General features: G+C 67.0%; 20 protein-coding genes and 2 tRNA genes. 8 read left to right on the forward strand and 14 right to left on the reverse strand.

The features are described from left to right. Window positions 1-115: 115 nt before the first annotated feature. The 3 genes from F1C10_RS06815 to F1C10_RS06825 are packed head-to-tail and all read left to right on the forward strand — an operon-like array spanning window position 116 to window position 2,473. Window positions 116-979, forward strand: a complete 864-nt coding sequence (locus tag F1C10_RS06815; protein ID WP_185209755.1) for a hypothetical protein — start codon at window positions 116-118, stop codon at window positions 977-979. Then, window positions 972-1,745, forward strand: coding sequence for a hypothetical protein (locus F1C10_RS06820; RefSeq protein ID WP_185209756.1), 774 nt, complete (start codon window positions 972-974; stop codon window positions 1,743-1,745). The genes F1C10_RS06815 and F1C10_RS06820 overlap by 8 nt, the downstream gene beginning before the upstream one ends. Before the next feature lie 26 nt (window positions 1,746-1,771). Next, on the forward strand, window positions 1,772-2,473 hold the full coding sequence (locus tag F1C10_RS06825) for a hypothetical protein (RefSeq protein WP_185209757.1): 702 nt from the start codon (window positions 1,772-1,774) through the stop codon (window positions 2,471-2,473). Window positions 2,474-2,520: 47 nt separating this feature from the next. Here the strand turns inward: F1C10_RS06825 and F1C10_RS06830 are convergent, their stop codons facing one another. From F1C10_RS06830 to folK, 4 genes are all read right to left on the reverse strand, one after another. Then, window positions 2,521-3,435 (reverse strand): restriction endonuclease, encoded by a 915-nt coding sequence (locus tag F1C10_RS06830; protein ID WP_185209758.1) that lies wholly within the window; start codon window positions 3,433-3,435, stop codon window positions 2,521-2,523. 6 nt (window positions 3,436-3,441) lie between these two features. Beyond that, window positions 3,442-5,061 carry a hypothetical protein gene (locus tag F1C10_RS06835; RefSeq protein WP_185209759.1) on the reverse strand — a complete coding sequence of 540 codons (1,620 nt, stop codon included), beginning with the start codon at window positions 5,059-5,061 and terminating at the stop codon, window positions 3,442-3,444. Between the two features lie 214 nt (window positions 5,062-5,275). Next, window positions 5,276-5,351 (reverse strand) — tRNA-Lys (locus F1C10_RS06840). Next, the gene (gene folK / locus F1C10_RS06845) at window positions 5,342-5,851 is read right to left on the reverse strand and encodes a 2-amino-4-hydroxy-6-hydroxymethyldihydropteridine diphosphokinase (RefSeq protein WP_185209760.1); all 510 of its coding nucleotides are present in this window, start codon (window positions 5,849-5,851) and stop codon (window positions 5,342-5,344) included. The genes F1C10_RS06840 and folK overlap by 10 nt, the downstream gene beginning before the upstream one ends. A gap of 23 nt (window positions 5,852-5,874) precedes the next feature. On the opposite strand from folK, the gene F1C10_RS06850 reads away from it, so the two are divergent. From F1C10_RS06850 to F1C10_RS06870, 5 genes are all read left to right on the forward strand, one after another. After that, window positions 5,875-6,552, forward strand: coding sequence for a uracil-DNA glycosylase (locus F1C10_RS06850; protein WP_185209761.1), 678 nt, complete (start codon window positions 5,875-5,877; stop codon window positions 6,550-6,552). Between the two features lie 36 nt (window positions 6,553-6,588). After that, window positions 6,589-7,656 carry a GDP-mannose 4,6-dehydratase gene (gene gmd / locus F1C10_RS06855; RefSeq protein WP_185209762.1) on the forward strand — a complete coding sequence of 356 codons (1,068 nt, stop codon included), beginning with the start codon at window positions 6,589-6,591 and terminating at the stop codon, window positions 7,654-7,656. 1 nt (window position 7,657) lies between these two features. Continuing rightward, entirely contained in the window at window positions 7,658-8,626 is a 969-nt protein-coding gene (locus F1C10_RS06860; protein ID WP_185209763.1) for a GDP-L-fucose synthase, read from the forward strand. Continuing rightward, entirely contained in the window at window positions 8,623-9,651 is a 1,029-nt protein-coding gene (locus F1C10_RS06865; RefSeq protein ID WP_185209764.1) for a LacI family DNA-binding transcriptional regulator, read from the forward strand. Before F1C10_RS06860 ends, F1C10_RS06865 begins: the two co-directional genes overlap by 4 nt. A 152-nt stretch (window positions 9,652-9,803) precedes the next feature. Further along, window positions 9,804-9,877 (forward strand) — tRNA-Gly (locus F1C10_RS06870). A 399-nt stretch (window positions 9,878-10,276) separates the two neighbouring features. On the opposite strand, the gene F1C10_RS06875 is transcribed toward F1C10_RS06870, so the two are convergent. The 10 genes from F1C10_RS06875 to sufC all read right to left on the reverse strand — a co-directional run bounded on the left by F1C10_RS06875 (window position 10,277) and on the right by sufC (window position 23,142). Then, entirely contained in the window at window positions 10,277-11,896 is a 1,620-nt protein-coding gene (locus tag F1C10_RS06875) for an alpha-D-glucose phosphate-specific phosphoglucomutase (RefSeq protein ID WP_185209765.1), read from the reverse strand. After that, window positions 11,893-13,323, reverse strand: a complete 1,431-nt coding sequence (glgA, locus tag F1C10_RS06880) for a glycogen synthase GlgA (RefSeq protein ID WP_185209766.1) — start codon at window positions 13,321-13,323, stop codon at window positions 11,893-11,895. The genes F1C10_RS06875 and glgA overlap by 4 nt, the downstream gene beginning before the upstream one ends. A 22-nt stretch (window positions 13,324-13,345) precedes the next feature. Further along, on the reverse strand, window positions 13,346-14,605 hold the full coding sequence (gene glgC / locus F1C10_RS06885) for a glucose-1-phosphate adenylyltransferase (protein WP_185209767.1): 1,260 nt from the start codon (window positions 14,603-14,605) through the stop codon (window positions 13,346-13,348). A 16-nt stretch (window positions 14,606-14,621) separates the two neighbouring features. Beyond that, window positions 14,622-16,778 (reverse strand): 1,4-alpha-glucan branching protein GlgB, encoded by a 2,157-nt coding sequence (glgB, locus tag F1C10_RS06890; RefSeq protein WP_185209768.1) that lies wholly within the window; start codon window positions 16,776-16,778, stop codon window positions 14,622-14,624. After that, window positions 16,775-19,207 (reverse strand): glycogen/starch/alpha-glucan phosphorylase, encoded by a 2,433-nt coding sequence (locus F1C10_RS06895; protein WP_185209769.1) that lies wholly within the window; start codon window positions 19,205-19,207, stop codon window positions 16,775-16,777. The genes glgB and F1C10_RS06895 overlap by 4 nt, the downstream gene beginning before the upstream one ends. Before the next feature lie 61 nt (window positions 19,208-19,268). Further along, entirely contained in the window at window positions 19,269-19,622 is a 354-nt protein-coding gene (locus tag F1C10_RS06900) for an iron-sulfur cluster assembly accessory protein (protein WP_185209770.1), read from the reverse strand. Continuing rightward, complete coding sequence (locus tag F1C10_RS06905; RefSeq protein ID WP_185209771.1) at window positions 19,622-20,092, reverse strand: SUF system Fe-S cluster assembly protein; 471 nt, start codon at window positions 20,090-20,092, stop codon at window positions 19,622-19,624. The genes F1C10_RS06900 and F1C10_RS06905 overlap by 1 nt, the downstream gene beginning before the upstream one ends. Before the next feature lie 10 nt (window positions 20,093-20,102). Beyond that, on the reverse strand, window positions 20,103-21,326 hold the full coding sequence (locus F1C10_RS06910) for a cysteine desulfurase (RefSeq protein ID WP_258043116.1): 1,224 nt from the start codon (window positions 21,324-21,326) through the stop codon (window positions 20,103-20,105). Further along, window positions 21,323-22,399 carry a SufD family Fe-S cluster assembly protein gene (locus F1C10_RS06915; RefSeq protein ID WP_185209772.1) on the reverse strand — a complete coding sequence of 359 codons (1,077 nt, stop codon included), beginning with the start codon at window positions 22,397-22,399 and terminating at the stop codon, window positions 21,323-21,325. Before F1C10_RS06915 ends, F1C10_RS06910 begins: the two co-directional genes overlap by 4 nt. Beyond that, window positions 22,399-23,142, reverse strand: coding sequence for a Fe-S cluster assembly ATPase SufC (gene sufC / locus F1C10_RS06920; protein WP_185209773.1), 744 nt, complete (start codon window positions 23,140-23,142; stop codon window positions 22,399-22,401). The genes F1C10_RS06915 and sufC overlap by 1 nt, the downstream gene beginning before the upstream one ends. Window positions 23,143-23,192 lie beyond the last annotated feature (50 nt).

The following is a 23,192-nucleotide window of genomic DNA, read 5'->3' on the forward strand; positions in this document are numbered from 1 at the left end:
GTGGACGCCCCCCTGCCGCGACCCGCCGACCCGGCAGCTCCGGCGATCGGTCAGATCAGCGCGGCATCCCGCCTGACCCAGCCCCCGCACTGCCGCCCATGAAGGAGACTTCCACATGTCTAAGAAGCCGATTAAGTCCACCGCGCTCGTCCCCGCCGGCCAGCGCAAGCCGCCCGCGAAGCGTAAGCCGGCGGCGCCCGCGGTCATGCCCGCCACCGCCGACACGCTGCTGCCGGTCCTCCGCTCCGAGCTCGCCGTCGCCAAGCTGGTCGGAACGGGGGGCGACGTCGCGCGCGACGAAGGCGTCGTCCTCGTCACCGGCCGCGCTTACGCCACCCGCGAGTGCATCGTCCCCGCCGCCGAGGTCTACTACGACCGTGAGTCCCATCCCGATGGCGCGGGACAGTGGCTCGGCGAGGCCGACAAGGTCAGCTGGCGCGACGAGGCCAGCGGCTACGAGTGCATCATGCTGCGCGACACCCGTGGCGGCTTCCTCTGCGGCTACGTCGGCGTTCCGTCCGACCACCCGCTGTGGGGTTGGGACAAGGGGGCGGTGCCCGCCGACATCGGGATCGAGGTCCACGGCGGCATCACCTATGCGCGGCTGTGCCAGGCCGGACCGACCCCGGCCCGCCGCCTGGCGGTCGAGGCGCGCCGCATCTGCCACGTCGAGCTGAGCCCGGCGGTATACCACGAGGTCGCGCACGCGACGGATCACCGCGTCCAGGACCCCCACGCGTGGTGGCTCGGGTTCAGCTGCAACCACGCTTACGATCTCATCCCCGGCGACGGGCGCCGCGCCATGCCCACGTCTTCGTCGGAACTCGCCCGGATCTATCGCGACGACGCCTATGTCGTCCGCGAGACGATCGCGCTGGCCGCGCAGCTGCGCGCCATCGCCGACGGGACCGAGGCGCCGCCGCGCGACGGACCGCCGCCGATCGGTCTCGACCCCAGCCGCGGGGGTGGCCGTGGCTGAGTTCGAGCGCCATCTCGGCGAACTCCCGTGGGGCTGGTGGTTGCGCGCCGGTCCCCGTGGCCTCGAGGATGCGGGCGGCCGGACGTGGCGGAGCGTGAGGGACGCCTTCTGGCAGGGTGAACTCGGCTTCCCGCCCGTCCACTTCGCGCCCGAGCAGCACGAGCTGATGCTGCGCGTCATGACCGCGATCCACTCGGGGTGGCACGGCAGCGAGGGCCGGCACGACCTGTTCGACGGCGACATGCTGGCGTGGAGGTTCCACCAGTGCTGGCTCGCGTCGATCGGCATGATCAAGGCGTCGCCGTGGGGAAATCCGCTGGAGGGGGGACTGACCGACTTGGGCAGGTCGGTGTTGATGATGCTGCAGGCGACACGCGAGCCGGATTTCGAGCACTTGCCCATGGCGGCGGTCATGGCGGCCGTCACGGCCGCCAAGGGCCTCGACACCGAGGCCCGCGAGCGGGCGCTGCTGACGTTCGAGCGCGAGGTGGGGTTCCGTCGCCACCTCTTCGCGCGTGAGCGCATCGGCACGCGCCACCTCGTGACGCTCACCGGCATCACGGTCGGCGCGCGGATGCCGACGAGGAACGTCGCCTGGTCGCAGACGTTCGCCGACGCGGCGTCGCGCGACGACATGTTCGCCTGGCTGGCGGAACGCGTCCACGCCTGGGATGCTTGGGGCGAGCTCGCCTACAACAAGGGTGCCGACGCGCTAACCCGCCATCTGCTGGCGGTGATCGTCGGGGCGGGCGGATTGTCGCGTTGATGGCGACGCGGAGATCGGGTGTCCCGGTGGCCGGTCCGGGACTGCTCGACGCCCCGACGAGTGGCGACCATCGGCGCATCCGCAACGCCAGGCGTCAGGCGCGCGCCCGCAAGCGCGAGATCGACGTGGAGCATGACGCCGCGATACTCGAGGCTTTCCGCGCCGAGATCGGCACCGCCGTCAGGTCCGCGTCGCCGTTGCTCATTTCGTTGCTGGCGATCGAGGGCGTGATGCTGGACGATGCCGTCGGGACGTTAGGCCCGCGCCCCGGTTGGCCGGCGCGCCCGCGATTGGAGGGCCCGAAGGCGCTGCTGCCGATCCCCCATCATCTCTCCCGCCATTACATGATGGCCCGGCAGTCGCAGTTCTCATCTCGCGGTCCGACCCAGATCACGCAGCACCCGTTGCTGTCTGGCAGGTTCAACCGTGCCGACGGCGGCCATGTCACACTCAACGTGGTCGACCATTCGCTCGAGGTCGAGGCAAGGATCGGTCCAGCGCTGCTCGAGACGCGGTTCGGGGAACTGAGCGTCGAGCTCGACTTCGATCTGCCAGCGACGATATTCGCCGCGAGCGTCGGCCGGCTGCTCGAGGAGATCGTCGACCACCAGGCGTGGCGGGGGCGCGGTTGGCGGGTCGCGGGGACCGCCGAGGAGGAATACCCGCTGGGTCGGCGGTTGCTCGCAGTGACGGGATCCGTCGCCTACCGGATGCCATGGGTCCGCTGACGGCGGGACGACCCAACCCCGACAGGTTGTTTACGGCCGCTGACCTTCTACAGCACCTCGCCATCAGGTCTGATCTGGTGACGCTCGAGTTGATCGGCGAAGATGATCAGGTCGGCTGTGCCGAGGTCGGTTACGATCAGTTCTGCGATTCGATCCGAAACGATCTCGCTGACCTCGCTCTCGTCGACCAGCGTGTATCCGAGGACGATGCCGGCAAAGTCGATGCCGGGGCCATTCCCGACCGAGAGCTGCCATCCGTCCGCTGGAAGCTGCATCTTCCACTCGCCCGCAGGATGTCCCTTCGCATCTGCGTCTGCGTTTGCGGCCTTTGTCAGGAAGCGGTTGAACTGGACTCGCTCGCTTCCCTTCACCAAGAACACCGGGTCGTCGGATCCAAAGACCTCGCCAAGGCCGTTAGCGGTCAGTTCTCTGGCAAAGCTGGCTTGGGCTCCGGCATCGCTGAAGGCCAGCATTTCGACGTCGACCGAAACCGCACCGCGGATCGTGATGGTGTGGACGACCTTCTGGATCCGCCCCGCCATATCGGCCGGCTCGAAGGTCCGCAGGACCGCCAGCTTGATACCTTTGGCCTTGGCGTATTTCCGGGCGTCCTCGGTGAAATCGTTGCAGGTGACGATGATCGCCTCGTCGGCGTCGGTGTCCTCGACGACCGAACGGAACGAGCGCACGATATCGAGCCCCACCTTGTCGCCGGCGATGTCGAAGTCCTTGCATTCGACGATGATGTGCCGGTCCACCCCGTCCTGCTGGATCCTCACGTCGATCTGATGCTTGACGTCCGAATCGCCCCGGAGACGCGCGTCGTGGACCACCACGTCCCTGTTGTTGAGCGCCTTCAGAACCATGGCGGTCAGGCGCTCGTAGCGCGTGCCCGCCTTCCTGGTCTTGATCGGATCAAACCGATCGTGGAGTTCATCGTATCGGGAGCGTGCGCGGGCCATTGTGGATCACCGCGCCTTCGCGTGCCGGGCGACGAACCGCTTCAGCTCCACGCGGTCGGCCGCGATGAGCGCGAAGTAGCGGGCCGCGTATTGCCCGCCACCGCCACCGACGCGCCGCTGATCGACGTGACCCACCAGGATCGCGAGCGCCGGGTTGAAGCGGCGCAATTCCCAGCCGGTCTTTTCGTGAAGCTCGGCGACGTTGACGGTGCCGTCCATCCCAAGCGCGAGGTCCGCGATCTCGGCGGCGTCGAGCGTCGGGTCGGTCCCCCGGACGATCGGATCGAAGGTAGAGAAGAGCTCCGCCCGGTAGCTGACCCTGGGCATCTTCCGGTTCAAGAACGATTGGGTGCCGATGTAGCCGTCCGCCTCCAGCTCGGCCAACGCGTCCTGGAGATCGCGCGGCGCAAGGTCGGCCAACGCCGCCTGCAGCGCTTCGTCGTCGGCCGAAGTGACCAGCCCGTAACCGGAATGCTCGGTCAGCCAGACACCGATCCTAAAGGCGGTCTCGCTCAGCCGAAGACGGGCGGCTTGGTTGCTTTCCATGTCGTCCTCCGCCTCCTCCGGATCCGCCCTCTCACGCGGCGGGACGACGACCCCGCCGAGCCAGTCGTCCAGCGCGTCGACCACTTTCTGGGCCGTCCTTGCGAAACCCTGGATGTCCTCGCCCACGAGATGCACCGTCTCGCCGATCCCGGCGTCGCCGGATTGCTCGGCGAACTTCGCGTCCACGACGCCGAGGTTGTGCCCGATGACGTGCCGCTTCTGGATGTTCAACTTCATCGCGGCGAGTTCGGCGTCATCCAGCGCGGCGTATGGATCGAATGCCAGTTCGGCGAAGCGGCGCTGGCCCCGCTCCACGTTCTGGAAGTCGTTGCCGACCCGCGGCGCGGCCTCGGCCGAGTAGGCGTTGACGCGCCCGAACAGGTAGACCGTCTTCATCGTCGCCTCGAACGCGGTCAACACGTCCTCGTGGGCGTTGCCGAGCAGGCGGTAGGCGAGTTCCTCGTGCTCTGCGTCAAGCCCATCCGCGAGCGTGACCTGCGCTTCGACGAGGTCGATCTCGCGTGCGAAGTGCAGGCGCAGGTTGGGAGCGCCGCAGTCTGGGCAGAACAGTCCGATCGCGTAGACGCCGTAGTCGCGGCCGCAATGGTCGCACACCAGTTCACGCAGCAGGTCGGATCGGTAGAAGCGCGGTCGGGGCCGGACCCGCCTGTCGGTCTTCACCTCGATCCTCAGCGGGCTGTTCCTCGACTGGCCCCGCGCCAACCCCGCGAACATCTCGCCGAGGTGCTGCTCGACGTCGGCGATCGCGGCGTGCCGGACCATCTCGATCGCGGCCTCCCGGTCTTCGGGGTGCATGAACTCGTCGTCGTCGGCGACTACGCCGCTGTATGGACAGACCGTCTGCGGCGATCCGGGCTTGAGCTTCATGCGCGATCGGGCGGCGTCGTCGATCGTTTCCGGACGGTCGGCTTCGCCGAGCACGAAGTGCCGGGGATGCGCGTCCTCATTCGGCGAGAACCTGTAGACGCGGCCATCCGGCGTCGTGGGCGCGGGGATGCTTAGCTCCATGCGGCTACCAGTGCCGCCGGTGCGGTAGCGTTCCAGGTTCTTGAATCGCATGAGCGGGCCTCGATCTTATCGTCGTCGGCGCGGTGCAACGTCTAGCTGATCGACGGAATATAGGTGCCTGGCGTGACCGGCACCCGGGTTGGGTCATTCTACGCCGTTTATTGAGTCAGGGGCAAATTGTTCGCGCGCTTAGGCGCAACGTGGCAGTGTCACCATAGGTTGGCCCAATGTCACTGTCAGCTTGTGCCAGTGGAAGGGGGGATACTGGTGGGTCCGCCGGGGCTCGAACCCGGGACCTCTCGATTAAAAGTCGCTTGCTCTACCAACTGAGCTACGGACCCGCACCAGCGATATCGCGCCTAGGGAGCGCGCGGCGGCTGGTCAACCGGGCGTGAAGCTGGCGTACGCTGCGATGCGTGATCGGATCGCGCCAACAGGGGGCGATGTCGAGCAGCGGACGCAGCACGAAGTCGCGCTCGCGAAACAGTCGATGCGGAATGACGAGGTCGGTGGTGCGGAAAGCGCCGCCAGACCAAAGGACGATGTCGAGATCGATTACCCGCGCCGACCATCGCTCGCCGCGTCGGCGGCCGAATGCGCGCTCGATTGATTTGAGACGCCGCAGCATTTCCAGCGGTTCGTCGGCTACGCGAACGAGCGCGACCGCATTGCAGAAGCGCCGCAGCGACGGGCCGACCGGCGCGCTGGTGATCACCCGCGACGCCGTCATCCTTCCCAGGGTCCCCAGCGCGTCGAGCGCAGCCGCCACCTCCGCCGCCGGCCCGCCATGCCGGCCGGGCCGATTCGAACCGAGCGCGACGACATAGGTTGAGCGGATCATGCCGCCCGGCGTATCGCACCGCGATGGACTTCGCACCCTCCCCGCTGCCCGCCACCGAACCGCCGCGCGATTGCCCGCTCTGCCCCCGCCTCGTCGCCTTCCGCCACACGTTGCAGGCCGAGTATCCCGCGTGGTGGAACGCCCCCGTTCCCGCTTTCGGCGATCCCGACGCCTGGCTCGTCATCGTCGGCCTGGCCCCGGGCAAGCACGGTGCGAACCGCACCGGCCGCCCCTTCACCGGCGATTATGCGGGTGAGCTGCTCTACGCCACGCTCGCCAAGTTCGGATTCAGTGAGGGGGTATTCGACGCACGGCCCGACGACGGCCTCGTCCTGAAGCAAGCGATGCTGGTCAACGCCGTCCGCTGCCTGCCGCCCGAAAACAAGCCGACGCCCGAAGAAATCCGCACCTGCCGCCCCTTTCTTGAAGCCCCGCTCGCCGCGCTGCCCAAGGCGCGCGTCTTCATCGCGCTCGGCCAGATCGCGCACCAGTCGGCGGTAAAGGCGCTCGGCGGCAAGCTGCCCAAGGCAAAATTCGGCCACCTCGCCGAACACCGCATGCCCGACGGGCGGATCCTGATCGATAGCTACCATTGCTCGCGCTACAACCAGAACACCGGCCGCCTCACCGCCGAAATGTTCGAAGCCGTCTTCGCGCGCGCGATCGCGCTACGCGACGCGCCCGCCTTGTCGCTCGACTGACGAGGCCGTAGGCGCCGGGACAAGGGAGGGTCGAACGTGAAGGATTGCAAAGTCGCCTTGATCACCGGCGTGACGGGGCAGGACGGCGCGTATCTGTCCGAACTTCTGCTTGCGAAGGGATATCGCGTTCACGGTGTGAAGCGGCGGTCCTCGTCGTTCAACACGGGCCGGATCGAGAACATCTACCAGGATCCGCATGAGAAGAACGCGCGCTTCCACCTGCATTACGGCGACCTGACCGATTCGACCAATCTCATCCGCCTGGTGCAGCAGACGCAGCCCGACGAGATCTACAACCTCGCCGCGCAGAGCCATGTTGCGGTGAGCTTCGAGACGCCCGAGTACACCGCCAACGCCGACGGCATCGGCACGCTGCGCCTGCTCGAGGCGATCCGTATCCTCGGCATGGAGAAGACCTGCCGCTTCTACCAGGCCTCGACGTCGGAGCTCTACGGCCTCGTCCAGGAAGTGCCGCAGCGCGAGACGACGCCCTTCTATCCGCGCTCGCCCTATGCCGCCGCCAAGCTCTACGCCTACTGGATCGTGGTGAACTACCGCGAGGCGTACGGCATGCACGCGTCGAACGGCATCCTGTTCAACCATGAGAGCCCGCTGCGCGGCGAGACGTTCGTCACGCGCAAGATCACTCGCGCGGTCGCGGCGATCAAGCTCGGGCGGCAGGAGAAGCTGTACCTCGGCAACCTCGATGCCAAGCGCGACTGGGGCCATGCGCGCGAATATGTGCGCGGCATGTGGCTGATGCTGCAGCAGGACGAGGCGGACGACTATGTGCTGGCGACGGGCGAGACGACGCCGGTGCGCACCTTCGTCGAATGGGCGTTCGCCGATGCCGGCATCACCCTGCGCTGGGACGGCGAGGGCGTCGACGAGAAGGGCTATTGCACCGAGACGGGCAAATGCCTCGTCGAGGTCGACCCGCGCTACTTCCGCCCGACCGAGGTCGACCTGCTGATCGGCGATCCGACCAAGGCGAAGAAGAAGCTCGGCTGGGTGCACGAGACAAGCCCGCGCGATCTCGCGCGCGAGATGGTGATGGCCGACCTCGAGGTGATGAAGACCGCGCCGATCGGCAAGGACGCCTGAGATGATCGGTCAGCCCTATGACCTTGCCGGCAAGCGCGTGTTCGTCGCCGGGCATCGCGGCATGGTCGGCTCGGCGATCGTGCGCCGGCTGGCGGGCGAGGATTGCACAGTGCTCACCGCCGGGCGCGCCGAGCTCGATCTCAAGGATCAGGCGGCGGTGCGCGCGTGGTTCGCCGCCAACCGCCCCGACGCGGTGTTCCTCGCCGCGGCCAAGGTCGGCGGGATCCTCGCGAACGACAGCTTTCCGGCCGATTTCCTCTACGACAACCTCATGATCGAGGCGAACGTGATCGAGGCGGCGCACGTGCACGGCGTCGACAAGCTGCTCTTCCTCGGCTCCTCGTGCATCTACCCGAAGATGGCACCCCAGCCGATCACCGAGGACGCGCTGCTCACCGGCCCGCTCGAGCCGACCAACGAATGGTATGCGATCGCCAAGATCGCCGGGATCAAGCTCGCGCAGGCGTACCGTCGCCAGCACGGGCGCGACTTCATCTCGGCGATGCCGACCAACCTCTACGGGCCGGGCGACAATTTCGATCTTCAGTCCAGCCACGTCCTGCCCGCGCTGATCCGAAAGGCACACGAGGCGAAGCTGGCCGGGGCCGACAGCATCGAGATTTGGGGCACCGGCACGCCGCGGCGCGAGTTCCTCCACGTCGACGACCTTGCCGACGCCTGCGTGTTCCTGATGCGCACCTATTCCGACGACGGCCACGTCAACGTCGGCTCGGGTAGCGACGTGACCATCCTCGAACTCGCGCAGATGGTCTGCAACGCCGTCGGCTTCACCGGCCGCATCGTCACTGACCCCACCAAACCCGACGGCACACCGCGCAAGCTGATGGATAGCGCGCTGCTCACCAACCAAAGATGGCGCCCGCGCATCACCCTCCCCGACGGCATCGTAAGCGCCTATGCCGCGTTCTTGCGCGACCAGCCGGTGAGTGGCGCCGCCACGCCGCGATGATCCGTCGCACAACCTCGCGCGACGTCGCCGCCGCGGCCGGGGTATCGCAACCCACCGTGTCGCGCGCGCTACGTGGCGATCCTTCCGTCAGCGCCGAGACGCGGGCGCGTGTCGCCGAGGCGGCGCAGCAGCTCGACTACAGGCTCGACCGGCGCGGATCGAAGCTGCGCTTCGGCAGGACGGGCGTCCTCGCTGTCGTCGTCCTCGGCATGCCCGATCAGCCGCGGGCAGCGGCCAACCCCTTCTACCTCGTCCTGCTCGGCGCGATCGCTGCGGCGGCGGCCGAGCGCGGCTACGATACACTGGTATCGTTCCAGAGTTCGCCCGACACCTTCCGCGCGGGCTTCAGCCAGGGCGGCGACGCCGATGGAATCATCGTCGTTGGCAGTGCGCGCAACGATGCCGCCTGGACCTTCTATGCCGGTGCAGCCGCGGCCGGCGAGCACGTCGTCTGCTGGGGCGCACCCGACGACGCCCTGCCGACCGTGCGCTGCGACAATCGCAGCGGCGCCGCGATGGCAGTTCGGCATCTGATCGACGGCGGTCGGACGCGGATCGCGTTCCTTGGCGGCGGATGGGAACGGCAGACGGCCTATGCCGACCGGCGGCAAGGCTATATCGACGCGCTGCAAGGATCAGAGATCGATCTCGTCGAAGCGCCTCATCGGCCTGCTTCGTCGCGCGAGGAAGAAGGCTGTGCGGCCACGCTGGCGTTGCTCGCCGCAAACCCTCGGATCGACGCGATCTTCGCGGCCTCCGATCTGCTGGCGATCGGCGCGATCCGGGCCGCCCGGTTGAGCGACAAGGCGATCCCCGCCGATATCGCGCTGGTCGGGTTCGACGGCATCCTGTCGGCAAGCCACGTCTCCCCGCCGCTCACCACCGTCGAGCAGGATAGCGCCGCGGCGGGAGCGGCACTGGTCGCGACGCTCATCAGCCTGATCGAGGACGAAGCGCCCCCGTCGCCAACCGTCCCGATGCGGCTTGTCATCCGCGATAGCAGCACGCCGCTTGCGTTAAGCTGACCCACGGGCCTCCTTCCGGCATCTGCCGTACCTGTATCGCGCGGACGCTTGCGTCAGGCGGAGGCTTTGAATAGAGGCGGATCGACCGGCCGGCATCCGTCAGCGGCGGCCACCGGCATTCCGGTGCGAATGGCTGACATGCCTCGGCCCGCGCGGGTGTAGCTCAATGGTAGAGCAGAAGCTTCCCAAGCTTACGACGAGGGTTCGATTCCCTTCACCCGCTCCATATCCAGAATAGAACATCGAACAGCGCATCTTTTGGGTCGGGCAGTGCTTTGCACGATATTCGCTTACGCATCTGACGATATGTTCGTTGTCACTCGCAATCGAAGTCCGAGCCAGTGCCCAAGGCGAGACGTCGTTGTTGCCGAAAATTCACATCATCACGATACGGCATTTGCGCCGACGCATTTGATGCTGGCTGCATCTATCGCCCCACCAGGATGAAACCCGATATATGGTCTGACGTCGTACAATCGACACGCCTGTCATTTTCAGTTGACTGCCGCACTTCGTCGCAGACGCAGGGTCAGCGATCGGTTCCACTCGAACAGACAGGCATACGCAGCAACCATCGGTGTGCGTATCCCGAACCGGTGCGCGACACCGTTCGGGGCCGCCGGCGTCACGTGACCACGTCGGGTTGCCGCCTTCCGGTGTGTGCGACGATGCCCGCGATCGCATCGGCTGCCGCGACGATGTCGGCGAGTATCGCGGTCGTATTCGCGTTGAGCGTCCCGCCTACCGGCTCGTACCGTTCGAGGTACACGCGCAGCGTCGCGCCGCTCGTCCCCGTTCCCGAGAGGCGGAAGACGACACGGCTGCCGCCGTCGAACAGAATGCGGATACCCTGATTGCGGCTCACCGAACCGTCGGTCGGATCGTGGTAGGCGAAATCATCCGCCGCGGCGATCAGCAGCGATCCGACGCGTTCGCCCGGCAGATCGGCCAGCTTACCCCGCAGCCCTGCCATCAGTGCCTCGGCCGCGGCAGTGTCGACGCCCTCATAGTCGTGCCGGGCGTAATAGTTGCGCCCGAAGCGCGCCCAATGATCCTGCGCAATGGCGGCAGCCGACTTGCCGGTCACCGCGAGGATGTTGAGCCACAGCAGCACTGCCCACAGCCCGTCCTTCTCGCGGACGTGATCCGAGCCGGTCCCCGCGCTCTCCTCACCGCAGATCGTCGCCATGCCGGCGTCGAGCAGGTTGCCGAAGAACTTCCACCCCGTCGGCGTCTCGAAGCAGGGAATATCCAGCGCGGCGGCGACGCGATCGGCTGCCGCGCTGGTCGGCATCGAACGCGCGATCCCCTTGAGCCCGCTCGCATAGCCCGGCGCGAGATGCGCATTCGCCGCGAGCATCGCGAGACTGTCCGACGGCGTGATAAAGATACCCCGGCCGATGATCAGGTTGCGATCGCCGTCGCCGTCCGATGCGGCGCCGAAATCGGGCGCATCGGCGGCCATCATCGTGTCGTACAGCGCGCGTGCGTGGACGAGATTGGGATCGGGGTGGTGGCCGCCGAAATCCTCCAGCGGCGTGCCGTTGCGCACGGTGCCGACCGCGAAGCCGAGCCGCCGCTCCAGGATCTCGACCGCATAGGGCCCCGTCACGGCGTGCATCGCGTCGAACGCCATCGACAGGCCGGCGGCGCGGATCAGCGGGAAATCGAACAGCGTCTCCATCAGATCGGCGTAGGCGGAAACGGGATCGACGATCTCGACCACCATGTCGCCGATCTGCTGCTCGCCCAGCGTGTCGAGGTCGATCGCGGCGTCGCCAACGATGCGGTAGTGATCGATCGCAGCGGTGCGTGCGACGATTGCGTCCGTCACTTTCTCCGGCGCGGGCCCGCCATTGGCAACGTTATACTTGATGCCAAAATCCTCGTCCGGCCCACCGGGATTGTGGCTGGCCGAGAGCACGAGCCCGCCGATCGCGTCGCGCTGGCGGATCATGTGCGAGGCGGCGGGGGTGGATAGGATCGCCCCCTGCCCCACGATGACGCGGGCGAAGCCGTTCGCCGCCGCCATGCGGATTGCGGTTAACGCGACATCGCGGTTGAGAAACCGCCCGTCGCCGCCGATCACGAGCGTCGCGCCGTCGCGCTCGTCGATCACGTCGAACACCGATTGAATGAAGTTCGCGGCATAATGCGGCTGCTGAAACACGCGCACCTTCTTGCGCAGTCCAGATGTACCGGGTTTCTGATCGCCGTAAGGCGTGGTGGCCACCGTCTCGATCATGCCTCGCTCAACCCCCGATACAATGCGGCATAGGCGGCGCCGCTCGCCGCCCATGAGAAATCGGCCTTCATGCCGCGTCGCTGGATCGCCTGCCACGCCGCCGGATCGGCATAAACATCGATTGCGCGGCGTAGTGCGAAAAGCAGCGCGTCGGGCGCGACACCGTCGAATTGGAACCCGGTTGCGACCTGCGCGCCGAGCGCCGCGACGTTGGCGTCGATCACCGTATCGGCGAGCCCGCCGGTCCGCGCGACGATCGGCACGCAGCCATAGGCCAACCCGTACAGCTGCGTCAGCCCGCACGGCTCGAACCGCGACGGGATGACGATCGCGTCCGCCCCGCCCTGCAGCAGATGCGACAGCCCCTCGTCATAGCCGATCCGCACGCCGATCCGCCCCGGATGTCGCGCGGCGGCGTCAAGCAACGCGGCCTCCAGATCGGCATCTCCCGATCCCAGCAGCGCCAGTCGCCCCCCCATGTCGACCAGCGCGTCGAGGCAGGCGATCAGCACGTCCATCCCCTTCTGCCACGCCAGCCGGCTGACGACGGTGAAGATCGGGCCGTCGCCTGGCGTCAGCAGGAAGGCGGCCTCGACGGCGCGCTTGTTCGTCGCCCGCCGCGCCAAAGTCCGGCTGGTGTAGCGTGCCGCTAGCGCCGGGTCGTCACCCGGCGACCAGATCGCAGGATCGATGCCGTTGACGATGCCGTGCACCTGCGCCGCACGCGCCGCGATCAGGCCGTCGAGCCCCATGCCGAATTCGGGACGAAGGATCTCATGCGCGTAGGTCGGGCTAACGGTGGTAATCGCGTCGGCGGCGGCGAGCCCCGCCTTGAGGAAGCCGACGCCGCCGTAATATTCGACGCCGTCGATGCCCCAGGCCGACGCGGGCATCCCGAGCTCGGGGAAGACCTCGGCGTCGAAGCGGCCCTGAAACGCGATATTGTGGATCGTCACGACGCTCTTCACCGGCGCGGCGGCAAAGCGCAGGTACGCCGGGGCGAGCGCCGCCTGCCAATCGTGCGCGTGCAGCACGTCAAAGGCCAGCCCCTTGACGCCGCCGCGCGCGATCTCGGCCGCGGCCCGTGCGAGCGCGGCGAAGCGACGCCAATTGTCGGGCCAGTCGCCACCGTCGGGCGCCGCGTACGGCCCGCCCTCGCGCGCGAACAGCGCGGGCGCGTCGAGCACGATCAGCGGATGTCCGTCGATCTCGCCCGTCAGCAGCCTTGCCTCGGTACCCAGCAGGTCGCGCCAGCGGTGGATCGCGGCGCCCGCGACCTGTGCCAGCACCGCCGGATAGCCCGGCAGCAGCGTCGTCGTGGCGATGCCGTGCGGCGCCAGCGCGGCCGGCAGCGCGCCGACCACATCGGCGAGGCCGCCGGTCTTGACCAGCGGATATGCCTCGGATGCGACGGAGAGGACCTTCATGCGGCGTCTGCGCAGCAGGCGATCAGACCAGCCGATCGATCATCGGCTTGGTGATGAGGCACACGCCGCCATCGGTGCGGCGGAACCGCTTCGCGTCAAGCGCCGGATCTTCGCCGACAACCAGGTTGTCGGGTATCTCCACGCCGCGATCGATCACCACCTTGCGCAGCCGCGCGCCCCGGCCGACGTGGACGTACGGCAGCACCACCGCTTCGTCGAGCGACGAGAAACTGTGCGCACGCACGCCCGTAAACAGTAGCGACCGATGCACCGCCGATCCCGAGACGATGCAGTCGCCCGACACGAGGCTCGACACCGCGGAGCCGCGCCGCCCCTCCATATCGTGGACGAACTTGGCCGGCGGTGTCAGCTCCGAATAGGTCGAGATTGGCCAGGATCGATCGTAGAGGTCGAGCGCTGGGACGATGTCGGTCAGGTCGATATTGGCTTCCCAATACGCGTCGACGGTGCCGACATCGCGCCAATAGGCCGAGTTCTCGTTCGACGACCGGACGCACGACTGGCTGAACTGATGCGCCACCGCCCTGCCGTGCTGCACCAGCCAGGGGATGATGTCCCTGCCGAAATCACGGTTCGATCCGGGCGTTTCCGCATCGCGGCGCAGTTGGTCGATCAGCAGCGACGTTTTGAAGACGTAAATGCCCATCGAGGCGAGCGCGACGTCGGGCTTGCCCGGCATCGCAGGGGGATCGGCCGGCTTCTCGACGAAATCGATGATCCGTCCGGTCTCATCGATGTGCATTACGCCGAAGGCGGTCGCCTCCATCCGCTTCACTTCCATGCACGCGACGGTGACGTCAGCCGCCTGGTCGCAATGCTGCTGGAGCATCAGCTCGTAATCCATCTTGTAGATGTGATCACCGGCCAGGATGACCATATACTCGGGATCATAGCTCTCGATGATGTCGATGTTCTGGAACACCGCGTCGGCCGTGCCCTCATACCATTGGAACTCGCTGACGCGCTGCGAGGCGGGCAGGATGTCGAAGCTTTCGTTTCTCTCCGGGCGAAGGAAGTTCCAGCCGCGCTGCAGGTGACGGATCAGCGAGTGCGCCTTGTATTGCGTCGCGACGCCGATCCGGCGGATGCCCGAGTTGATCGCGTTCGACAGCGCGAAATCGATGATCCGGCTCTTGCCACCGAAATAGACGGCTGGCTTGGCGCGCGTGTCGGTCAGCTCGGCGAGCCGGCTGCCGCGCCCGCCGGCAAGCACGTACGCCATTGCATCGCGGGCGAGCGGCTGTCCCTTTCGATGATCCATATTCGCGCGCCGCTCCTTATCGATCGAATTCAAGCATGATGGTCGCGAGCGGCGGCAGCGTGACCATTGCCGCGCCGTCGCGTGCCACGACGCCGCCGAGATTGCCGAGCCCCGAGCCCCAGTAATCGTGCGCGTCGGAATTGAGTATCTCGCGCCAGCGCCCGTCGTGCGGCAGCGGCACGCGATACGGCGCGCGGGCGACCGGCGTCATGTTGCAGATCACCGCGATCGGCTTCGCATCGGGCGCCTTGCGCAGCCAGACGAACACCGAATTTGCCGCGTCGTCGGCGACGATCCACTCGAAGCCTTCGGGTTCGCAGTCGCGCGCGTGGAGCGCCGGACGGCTGCGATACAGGCGGTTCAGATCGCGCACGAGCTTGCGCACCCCATCATGCGCGGCGGAATGGCAGAGTTCCCAGTCGAGCGCACGCTCCTCGCTCCACTCGCGCCGCTGCGCGAACTCCTGCCCCATGAACAGCAGCTTCTTGCCGGGATAGCCCCACATCATCGCATAATAGGCGCGCAGATTGGCGAATTGTTGCCAATCGTCGCCGCTCATCTTAGCGAGCAGCGAGCCTTTTCCATGCACCACCTCGTCGTGGCTGAGCGGCAGGACGTAATTTTCGCTGAAGGCGTACATCAGCCCGAAGGTGATGTCCTGGTGATGGTATTTCCGGTGCACCGCATCGGTCGCCATGTACTTCAGCGTGTCGTGCATGAAGCCCATGTTCCACTTGAAGCCGAAGCCGAGCCCGCCGTCGTACGGCGGGTGCGTCACCCCCGGCCAGGCGGTCGATTCCTCGGCGACGGTGAACACGCCGGGATGCGCGCCATAGACCGCCGAATTGACCGACTGGAGGAATGCCGCCGCCTCCCAATTCTCCCGGCCGCCCTCCCGGTTGGGGATCCACTCGCCGGGCTTGCGGCTGTAGTCGCGGTACAGCATCGAGGCGACCGCATCGACGCGCAAGCCGTCGATATGATAGCGCTCGGCCCAGAACAGCGCATTGTTGACGAGGAACGCCGCCACCTCGCGCCGCCCGAAATTGTAAATCGCGGTGTTCCAGTCGGGGTGGAACCCGAGCCGCGGATCCTCGTGCTCGTACAGCGCCGTTCCGTCGAAACGGGCCAAGCCGAAGGCGTCGGTCGGGAAATGCGCCGGCACCCAATCGAGCAGCACGCCGATGCCGGCGCGGTGCGCCCCGTCAACGAACCGCGCGAACCCCTCCACGTCGCCGAACCGGGCCGACGGCGCATAGAGACCGGTGGTCTGATACCCCCATGACGGATCGAAGGGATGCTCCGAGATCGGCAGGAATTCGATGTGCGTGAAGCCCATCTCGACCGCATAGGGGATCAGCCGATCGGCCAGTGCGTCCCACGGCAGGAACCAGCCATCCGCGTCGCGTTGCCACGAACCGGCGTGCACCTCGTAGATGCTGATCGGTACGCGTCGCGGATCGACCGCCGCCCAGCTGGCGCGGTGTTCGGTATCGCCCCAGATATGCGTCGGCGGACTGGTGGTGACCGATGCCGTGCCGGGGCGCAATTCGGTGGCGAAGGCATAAGGATCGGCCTTCAGCGGCTGAAGCTCGCCGTCCGCGCCGACGATCTCGTACTTGTAGTTCTGCCCCGCCCCGACGTCGGGCAAGAAGATCTCCCAAACGCCGACGTCGCCGCGCCGACGCATGACGTGGCGGCTGCCGTCCCACGCGTTGAAATCGCCCACCACCGACACGCGCCGTGCGTTCGGCGCCCATACGGCGAAATGCGTGCCGCGCGCGCCCTCGTGCTCGATCAGATGTGCACCGAGCTTGTCGTGAAGGCGAAGGTGCGTGCCTTCCGCCATCAGCAGATCGTCGACCGGCCCCAGCACCGGCCCGAAGCTGTAAGGATCGGTGATCCACCACGCCGCTTCGTCGCCAGCGGACGCGTGCAGCCGCAGCGGCTGCGGCGCGCCGGCGATCGGCCCCTCGAACACGCCGCGCGGATCGGTCCGAACGAGCTTGCCCAGCAGCGTACCGGTGAGATCGTGCGCCGAGACCGATTGCGCGCCGGGGACCAGCGCGCGCGCGAACGTTCCTTCGGGCCCCGCATGCGCGCCGAGCAGCGAAAAGGGATCGTCGTGCCGCCCGGCGAGAAGCGCCGCGATCGCGTCCTCGGGCGGCTTCACCCTACGCCCCAGATGTCGCGCGCATATTCGCCGATCGTCCGATCGGACGAGAACCAGCCCATCTTGGCAACGTTGCGGATCGCTGCCGCCTGCCACGCGGGCCGATCCGCCCAGCGTGCGTCGACATCGCGCTGGGCCGCGGCGTAGCTGTCGAAATCGGCGGTGACCATGAACCAGTCACCGTCGTACAGCCCCTGCATCAACCCCTTGTAGCGATCCGGATCGTCGGGCGAGAAGACGCCGGAGGCGATGTTACGCACCGCCTGCGCAAGCTCGGAACTATCCTCGATCGTGCGCCGTGCGTCATATCCGCTGGCACGCTTGGCGGCGACTTCTTCCGCGGTCAGGCCGAAGATCACGATATTGTCAGCACCGACATGATCGCGGATCTCGACGTTGGCGCCGTCGAGCGTACCGATCGTCAGCGCGCCGTTCATCGCGAACTTCATGTTGCCCGTGCCCGACGCTTCCATCCCCGCCGTCGAAATTTGTTCGGACAGGTCCGCCGCCGGCACGATCCGCTCCGCCAAGCTGACGTTGTAATTGGGCAGAAAGGCGACCTTCAGCAGCCCACCGACGCTGGGGTCGCCATTGATCCGGCGCGCGACGTCGTTCGCCAGTTTGATGATCAGTTTCGCATTGTGGTAGCTCGAGGCCGCCTTGCCCGCGAACAGCTTCACCCGCGGCGTCCAGTCACGTTCCGGGTGGCTGCGGATCTGATCGTAGAGCGCCACCGTCTCGATGATGTTGAGCAGCTGGCGCTTGTATTCGTGGATGCGCTTGATCTGGACGTCGAACAGCGCGTCCGGATCGAGCCGCAGCCCCGTCTCCCCTTTGATATACTGCGTCAATGCCACCTTGTTGCAACGTTTCACCGCGGCGAAACGCTCCCGGAAAACAGCATCTTGCGCAAACGGGAGCATCGCCTCGAGCGCCGCGGCATCATCGTGAAAGGCGGGGCCGATCGCATCCGCAATTAGCGCTGTGAGCCCCGGGTTGCACGCCAGCAGCCAGCGCCGCGGGGTGATGCCGTTGGTCTTGTTGTTGATCCGCTGCGGGTACAGCCGGTGAAGATCCGAGAAGACGGTCTGCTTCATCAGATCGGTGTGGAGCGCGGCGACGCCGTTGACGCTGTGGCTGCCGACGAACGCCAGATTGGCCATCCGCACCCGCCGCGCGCCGTTCTCGTCGATCAGGCTGATCGCGCTCACTGCCGCATCGTCGATTCCGTCCGCCTGCCGCGCCTCGCGCAGCACGGCCGCGTTGATCGCGTAGATCAGCTGCATGTGGCGCGGCAGCAGCCGTTCGAACAGCGGTAGCGGCCAGCTTTCCAGCGCTTCGGGCAGCAGCGTGTGATTGGTGTAGCCGAAGGTGCGGCGCGTGATATCCCACGCCTCGTCGAACGCCAGATCGTGATAGTCGATCAGCAGCCTCATCAGCTCCGCCACCGATACGGCGGGGTGGGTATCATTGAGATGGATCGCTGCCTTTTCGGGCAGCGTGCGAATATCGCCGAAATACTGGACGTGGCGGCGCACGATGTCCTGGATCGAGGCTGAGGAGAAGAAATACTCCTGCCGCAGCCGCAGCTCCTGCCCCGAGGCTACCGAGTCGCTGGGGTAGAGGACGCGCACCAGCGTCTCGGCGCGCGCCTGCCCGGCGAGCGCGCCGATATGGTCGCCGGCGTTGAACGCGTCGAGCCGGATCGGATCGAACGCGCGTGCGCTCCACAGCCGCAGCGTGTTGACCCGCTTGCCGCGCCAGCCGACGACCGGCGTATCATAGGCGACCGCCTCGACCGCCTCGGCCGGCTTCCAGTGCACCAGCCCGTTGTCGCTGCGCGTCACCTCGCCGCCGAAGCCGACGAAATACGCGCTTTCGCGCCGCTCGAACTCCCACGGATTGCCATGCGCCAGCCACGTCTCGGGCAGCTCGACCTGCCAGCCGTCGTCGATACGCTGACGAAACATGCCGTTCACGTAGCGGATGCCGTAGCCGTACGCCGGCAGGTCAAGCGTCGCGAGGCTCTCCATGAAACAGGCCGCGAGCCGCCCGAGCCCGCCGTTGCCGAGCGCCGCATCGGGCTCGATCTCCTCGATCGCGGCGAGATCGACGCCGAGCGCGCGCAGCGCCTCGCCAACCTCGGCATTGCGGCCAAGGTTCGACAGCGCATCGCGCAGCAGCCGCCCGATGAGGAATTCGAGGCTGAGGTAATAGACTCGCTTCGCCCCCGCCGCGTGCGCCGCGCGGGTCGACGCCATCCACTTGTCGATGATCTCGTCGCGCAGCGTCAGGATCGTCGCTTCCAGCCAATCGTGCTGGCGCGCCGCGCGCTCGTCCTTGCCGATACGATGGATCAGCGTGTCGACGATACGATTGGCAAGCGCCGAACGGGGCGCGGCGGCGTCGGGTGCAGCGAGGGACGTCATCGTGACGGGAGCTTAACGAGGCTCGCCCGCGAGTCACGCGCCGAACCGCGCGCGCACCGTTTTAGACGGTAAAGCTCTCCCCGCAGCCGCACGCGCCCTTCGCATTCGGATTGTTGAATACGAAGCCCGCGGTGAAATCGTCCTCAACCCAGTCCATCGTCGATCCGATGAGGTACAGGATCGATCCGCCGTCGACGTAGAGCGTGCCGCCGTCGGTCTCGATCTTCTCGTCGAACGGCTTCGCCTCGGTGACATAGTCGACCGAATAGGCCAGCCCCGAGCAGCCGCGGCGCGGGGTCGACAGCTTGACGCCGATCGCGTCCACCGGTGCCTTCGCCATCAGCGAGGCGATCCGTGCCTTCGCCGTGTCCGTCAGGATCAGCGCCGCGGGACGTGCACGTACCGTCGTCGCCATCACAGCATCCCCAGTTCGAGCCGCGCCTCGTCGGACATCTTGGCGGGATCCCACGGCGGATCCCACACCAGATTGACGTCCGCGATCGCGATGCCGGGTACCGAGCCAACGCGAAGCTCGACTTCGGCGGGCATCGATTCGGCGACGGGGCAATGCGGCGTCGTCAGCGTCATGGTGACGACCGCGTGGCCACCGTCGGTCACCTCGACGTTGTAGATCAGCCCGAGTTCGTAGATGTTCACCGGGATTTCGGGATCGTAGATCTCCTTCAGCGCGTCGATCACCGCCTCATACAGCGCGCCGCCCGGCTCGTGCGCGTTCTCGCCCAGCGGCTTCTGCGCGAGGAAACCCTCGAGATAATCGCGCTTGCGGGCGAAGGTCTCCGCAGGCGTCTCGACCGCATCCTCGACGCGCGCGCGCGGCGGCTTCGTCTCGGCGTCCACTTCCTCGACCCGGATCGGCTCGCTCATCCGAATATCCCTATCCAAAGATCCGACTCACTCTCTCGATGCCCCGCGCCAGCGCCTCAACGTCAGCAGGCCCGTTGTAGACGCCGAAGCTCGCCCGGGCGGTCGCCTCGACACCCAGCGTCTCCATCAGCGGCTGCGCGCAATGATGGCCGGCACGGATCGCCACCTTCGCCTCGTCCAAGATGGTGCCGATGTCGTGCGGATGCACCCCCTCGATCGCGAACGATACAATCCCCGCGCTGTCCTCCGGACCGAACAGGCGCACCGAATTGATCGTCGACAGCGCCTCGCGCGTCTGGCGGACCAGCGCGGTCTCATGCGCGTGGATGCGGTCAAGCCCGATGCCTTCGACATAATCGATCGCGGCATGGAGGCCGAGTACGCCGACGATATGCGGCGTCCCCGCCTCGAACCGTGTCGGCGGCGGAGCATAGGTTGTTTTTGCGAACGTCACGCGGTCGATCATCGATCCGCCCCCCTGATAGGGCGGCATCGCGTCGAGCAGCTCGGCCCGGCCCCACAGCACGCCGAGCCCGGTCGGCCCGTACAGCTTGTGCGCGGAGAAGACGTAGAAATCACAATCCAGATCGACGACGTCGACCGGCAGCCGCGGCACCGCCTGGCACCCGTCGATCAAAATTCTCGCGCCGACACCATGTGCCAGCCTCGTCGCGCGCTTCGCATCGAGCACCGACCCCAGCACGTTCGACACGTGCGCCAGCGCCACCAGCTTGTGTGCCGGGGTCAGCATCGCCGCCATCGCGTCCAGATCGATGCGATGATCGGCGGTCAGCGGCACGACATCGATCGCCGCGCCGACCCGCTCGGCCACCATCTGCCAAGGCACGATATTCGAATGATGCTCCAGCGCAGACAGCAGGATGCGATCGCCGGCCTTGAGCTGCGTTCCTGCCCAGCTGTGCGCGACGAGATTGATCGCCTCCGTCGCGCCGCGGACGAACACCACTTCCTCTTCCGCGCCGCCGATGAAGCCCGCCACGCGCCGCCGTGCCGCCTCATAGGCCAGCGTCATATCCGCCGACCGCTGGTACACGCCGCGGTGGACCGTCGCATAGGTCGCGTCATAGCCGCGCGTGATCGCATCGATCACCGGGCGCGGCTTCTGCGACGTCGCCGCCGTATCGAGATACGCCCAGCCCGCCGGGATCGCCGGGAAATCGCCCAGCACGTCGAGCGGACGTGCAGCGTCGAGTATGGTGTCCGCCTGTGTCACTGCAGCGCCGCCTCGAGCCAGGCATCGGCATCCGCCTCGAACGCCGCGCGAACCGTCTCGTCCCCGATCCGCCCGAGCGCATCGGCGACGAACGCCCGCGTCAGGATCGCCTCGGCACGCGCCCGCGGAATGCCGCGGCTCTGCATGTAGAACATCGCGCGCTGGTCAAGCTCACCCACCGTCGCGCCATGCGCGCACTTTACGTCGTCGGCGAAAATCTCGAGCTCAGGCTTAAGATTCACCGTCGCGGTACGATCGAGCAGCAGCCCGCGCAGGCTCTGCTCGCCGTCGGTCTTCTGCGCATGACGCGCCACCTCGACCGCCGCGGCCAGGCTCACCTGCGAGCGGTCCGCCGCCACCGCGCGCCATACCTGGCGCGACGCACCGTTGGGCTGCGCGTGATTGACGCGGACGGCGCATTCCTGGCGCTGCTCGGCGGCGGTCAGCAAGGCGCCGCCATATTCGACGAATGAGCCCTCGCCCGCCATCGTCAGCTGCGCGTCGATCCTGCTCCCCTGCCCGCCGGCACCCAGGAACGTCGCGACGAGGCTCGCCGCCTCGCCGACCTCCGCCGCCTCGCGCAGCGACACGAAGCCCCCCGTCTGAAGCAGCCGCACCCCACGCATCAAACGCGCGCCACGACCCAGCCGAGTATGCGTGAAGCGGTTTTGCCAGCCGGCGCCGACGAACGTCTCGATCACCGTCGCGACCGCGTCGTCGGACAGCACGATCTCCGCCGGAAGGTGGTTCTCGCCTGCCGTCGCGACGTGAACGATCTGCACCGGATCAGCTGCCGCCGCGGCATCCAAGCGCAGCGACCAGCCGGCGCCGCGCGCGTGCCGTCCGAGCGCGTGATCGTCGCCGACCAGATCGGAGATCGTCACGCGACCGAGGTCACTGCGCCCGTGATCGAGCACGCCATCGACGAACAGCAGGCGCGCGCCCGGAAGGTCAAGAAACTCGGTTTCAGGCGCAGCGATCGGCGCCAGCGCGGCGGCCGCGGTCAGTGCGCCGAGATCGGCCCAGCGCCATGCCTCGGCGCGGGTCGAGGGAAGATCGAGCAACGCGCTCATCAGGCCGCGATCTCCACATAGCCTTCGCGCTCGAGCTGATGCGCGAGCTCTGCACCGCCCGAGCGGGTGATACGGCCGTCGGCGAGGACGTGGACGAAGTCGGGCTTCACGTAATCGAGCAGCCGCTGATAGTGGGTGATCAGCAGCACGGCCTTCTCCGGCTTGCGCATGATGCGGTTGATGCCGTCGCCCACGATCCGCAGCGCATCGATGTCGAGGCCGCTGTCGGTCTCGTCGAGGATCGCGAACTTGGGATCGATGATCCCCATCTGCACCATCTCGTTGCGCTTTTTCTCACCGCCGGAGAAGCCGACGTTTACCGGGCGCTTGAGCATGTCCTGGTCGAGGCCGAGCGCATCGGCCTGCCCACGCGCGAGCTTCAGGAACTCGCCACCCGACAGCGGCTTCTCACTACGCCCAGCGCGTTGCGCGTTGAGGCTCTCGCGCAGGAACTGGACGTTCGACACGCCCGGAATCTCGACCGGATACTGGAAGCCAAGGAACAGCCCCGCCGCAGCGCGCTCATGCGGCTCCAGCTCGAGCAGGTCGACGCCATCGAAGGTGACGCTGCCTTCGGTCACTTCATAACCGGGGCGACCGCCCAGCACATAGCCAAGCGTCGACTTGCCGGCGCCGTTCGGCCCCATGATCGCGTGAATTTCACCCGCGTTCACGGAGAGGCTGAGGCCCTTCAGGATCGGCTTGCCGTCGATCTCGGCGTGGAGGTTTTCTATTCTAAGCATAGTCATTCCGAAATAAAGATGGTCGGAGCGGCCGACCCGAAAAGGTGAGT

This window comes from Sphingomonas sp. NBWT7, from assembly GCF_014217605.1.
Lineage (GTDB): Bacteria > Pseudomonadota > Alphaproteobacteria > Sphingomonadales > Sphingomonadaceae > Sphingomonas.

Bases quoted from the DNA above. Each gene is read 5' to 3' on its own strand.
- F1C10_RS06830 (WP_185209758.1), bottom strand. From the start codon at position 3,435: ATGGCCCGCGCACGCTCCCGATACGATGAACTCCACGATCGGTTTGAT.
- sufC (WP_185209773.1), bottom strand. From the start codon at position 23,142: ATGCTTAGAATAGAAAACCTCCACGCCGAGATCGACGGCAAGCCGATC.
- glgA (WP_185209766.1), bottom strand. From the start codon at position 13,323: ATGAAGGTCCTCTCCGTCGCATCCGAGGCATATCCGCTGGTCAAGACC.
- F1C10_RS06815 (WP_185209755.1), top strand. From the start codon at position 116: ATGTCTAAGAAGCCGATTAAGTCCACCGCGCTCGTCCCCGCCGGCCAG.
- F1C10_RS06900 (WP_185209770.1), bottom strand. From the start codon at position 19,622: ATGGCGACGACGGTACGTGCACGTCCCGCGGCGCTGATCCTGACGGAC.
- F1C10_RS06865 (WP_185209764.1), top strand. From the start codon at position 8,623: ATGATCCGTCGCACAACCTCGCGCGACGTCGCCGCCGCGGCCGGGGTA.
- folK (WP_185209760.1), bottom strand. From the start codon at position 5,851: ATGATCCGCTCAACCTATGTCGTCGCGCTCGGTTCGAATCGGCCCGGC.
- F1C10_RS06875 (WP_185209765.1), bottom strand. From the start codon at position 11,896: ATGATCGAGACGGTGGCCACCACGCCTTACGGCGATCAGAAACCCGGT.
- glgC (WP_185209767.1), bottom strand. From the start codon at position 14,605: ATGGATCATCGAAAGGGACAGCCGCTCGCCCGCGATGCAATGGCGTAC.
- F1C10_RS06835 (WP_185209759.1), bottom strand. From the start codon at position 5,061: ATGCGATTCAAGAACCTGGAACGCTACCGCACCGGCGGCACTGGTAGC.
- F1C10_RS06905 (WP_185209771.1), bottom strand. From the start codon at position 20,092: ATGAGCGAGCCGATCCGGGTCGAGGAAGTGGACGCCGAGACGAAGCCG.
- F1C10_RS06895 (WP_185209769.1), bottom strand. From the start codon at position 19,207: ATGACGTCCCTCGCTGCACCCGACGCCGCCGCGCCCCGTTCGGCGCTT.
- F1C10_RS06915 (WP_185209772.1), bottom strand. From the start codon at position 22,399: ATGAGCGCGTTGCTCGATCTTCCCTCGACCCGCGCCGAGGCATGGCGC.
- F1C10_RS06850 (WP_185209761.1), top strand. From the start codon at position 5,875: ATGGACTTCGCACCCTCCCCGCTGCCCGCCACCGAACCGCCGCGCGAT.
- F1C10_RS06860 (WP_185209763.1), top strand. From the start codon at position 7,658: ATGATCGGTCAGCCCTATGACCTTGCCGGCAAGCGCGTGTTCGTCGCC.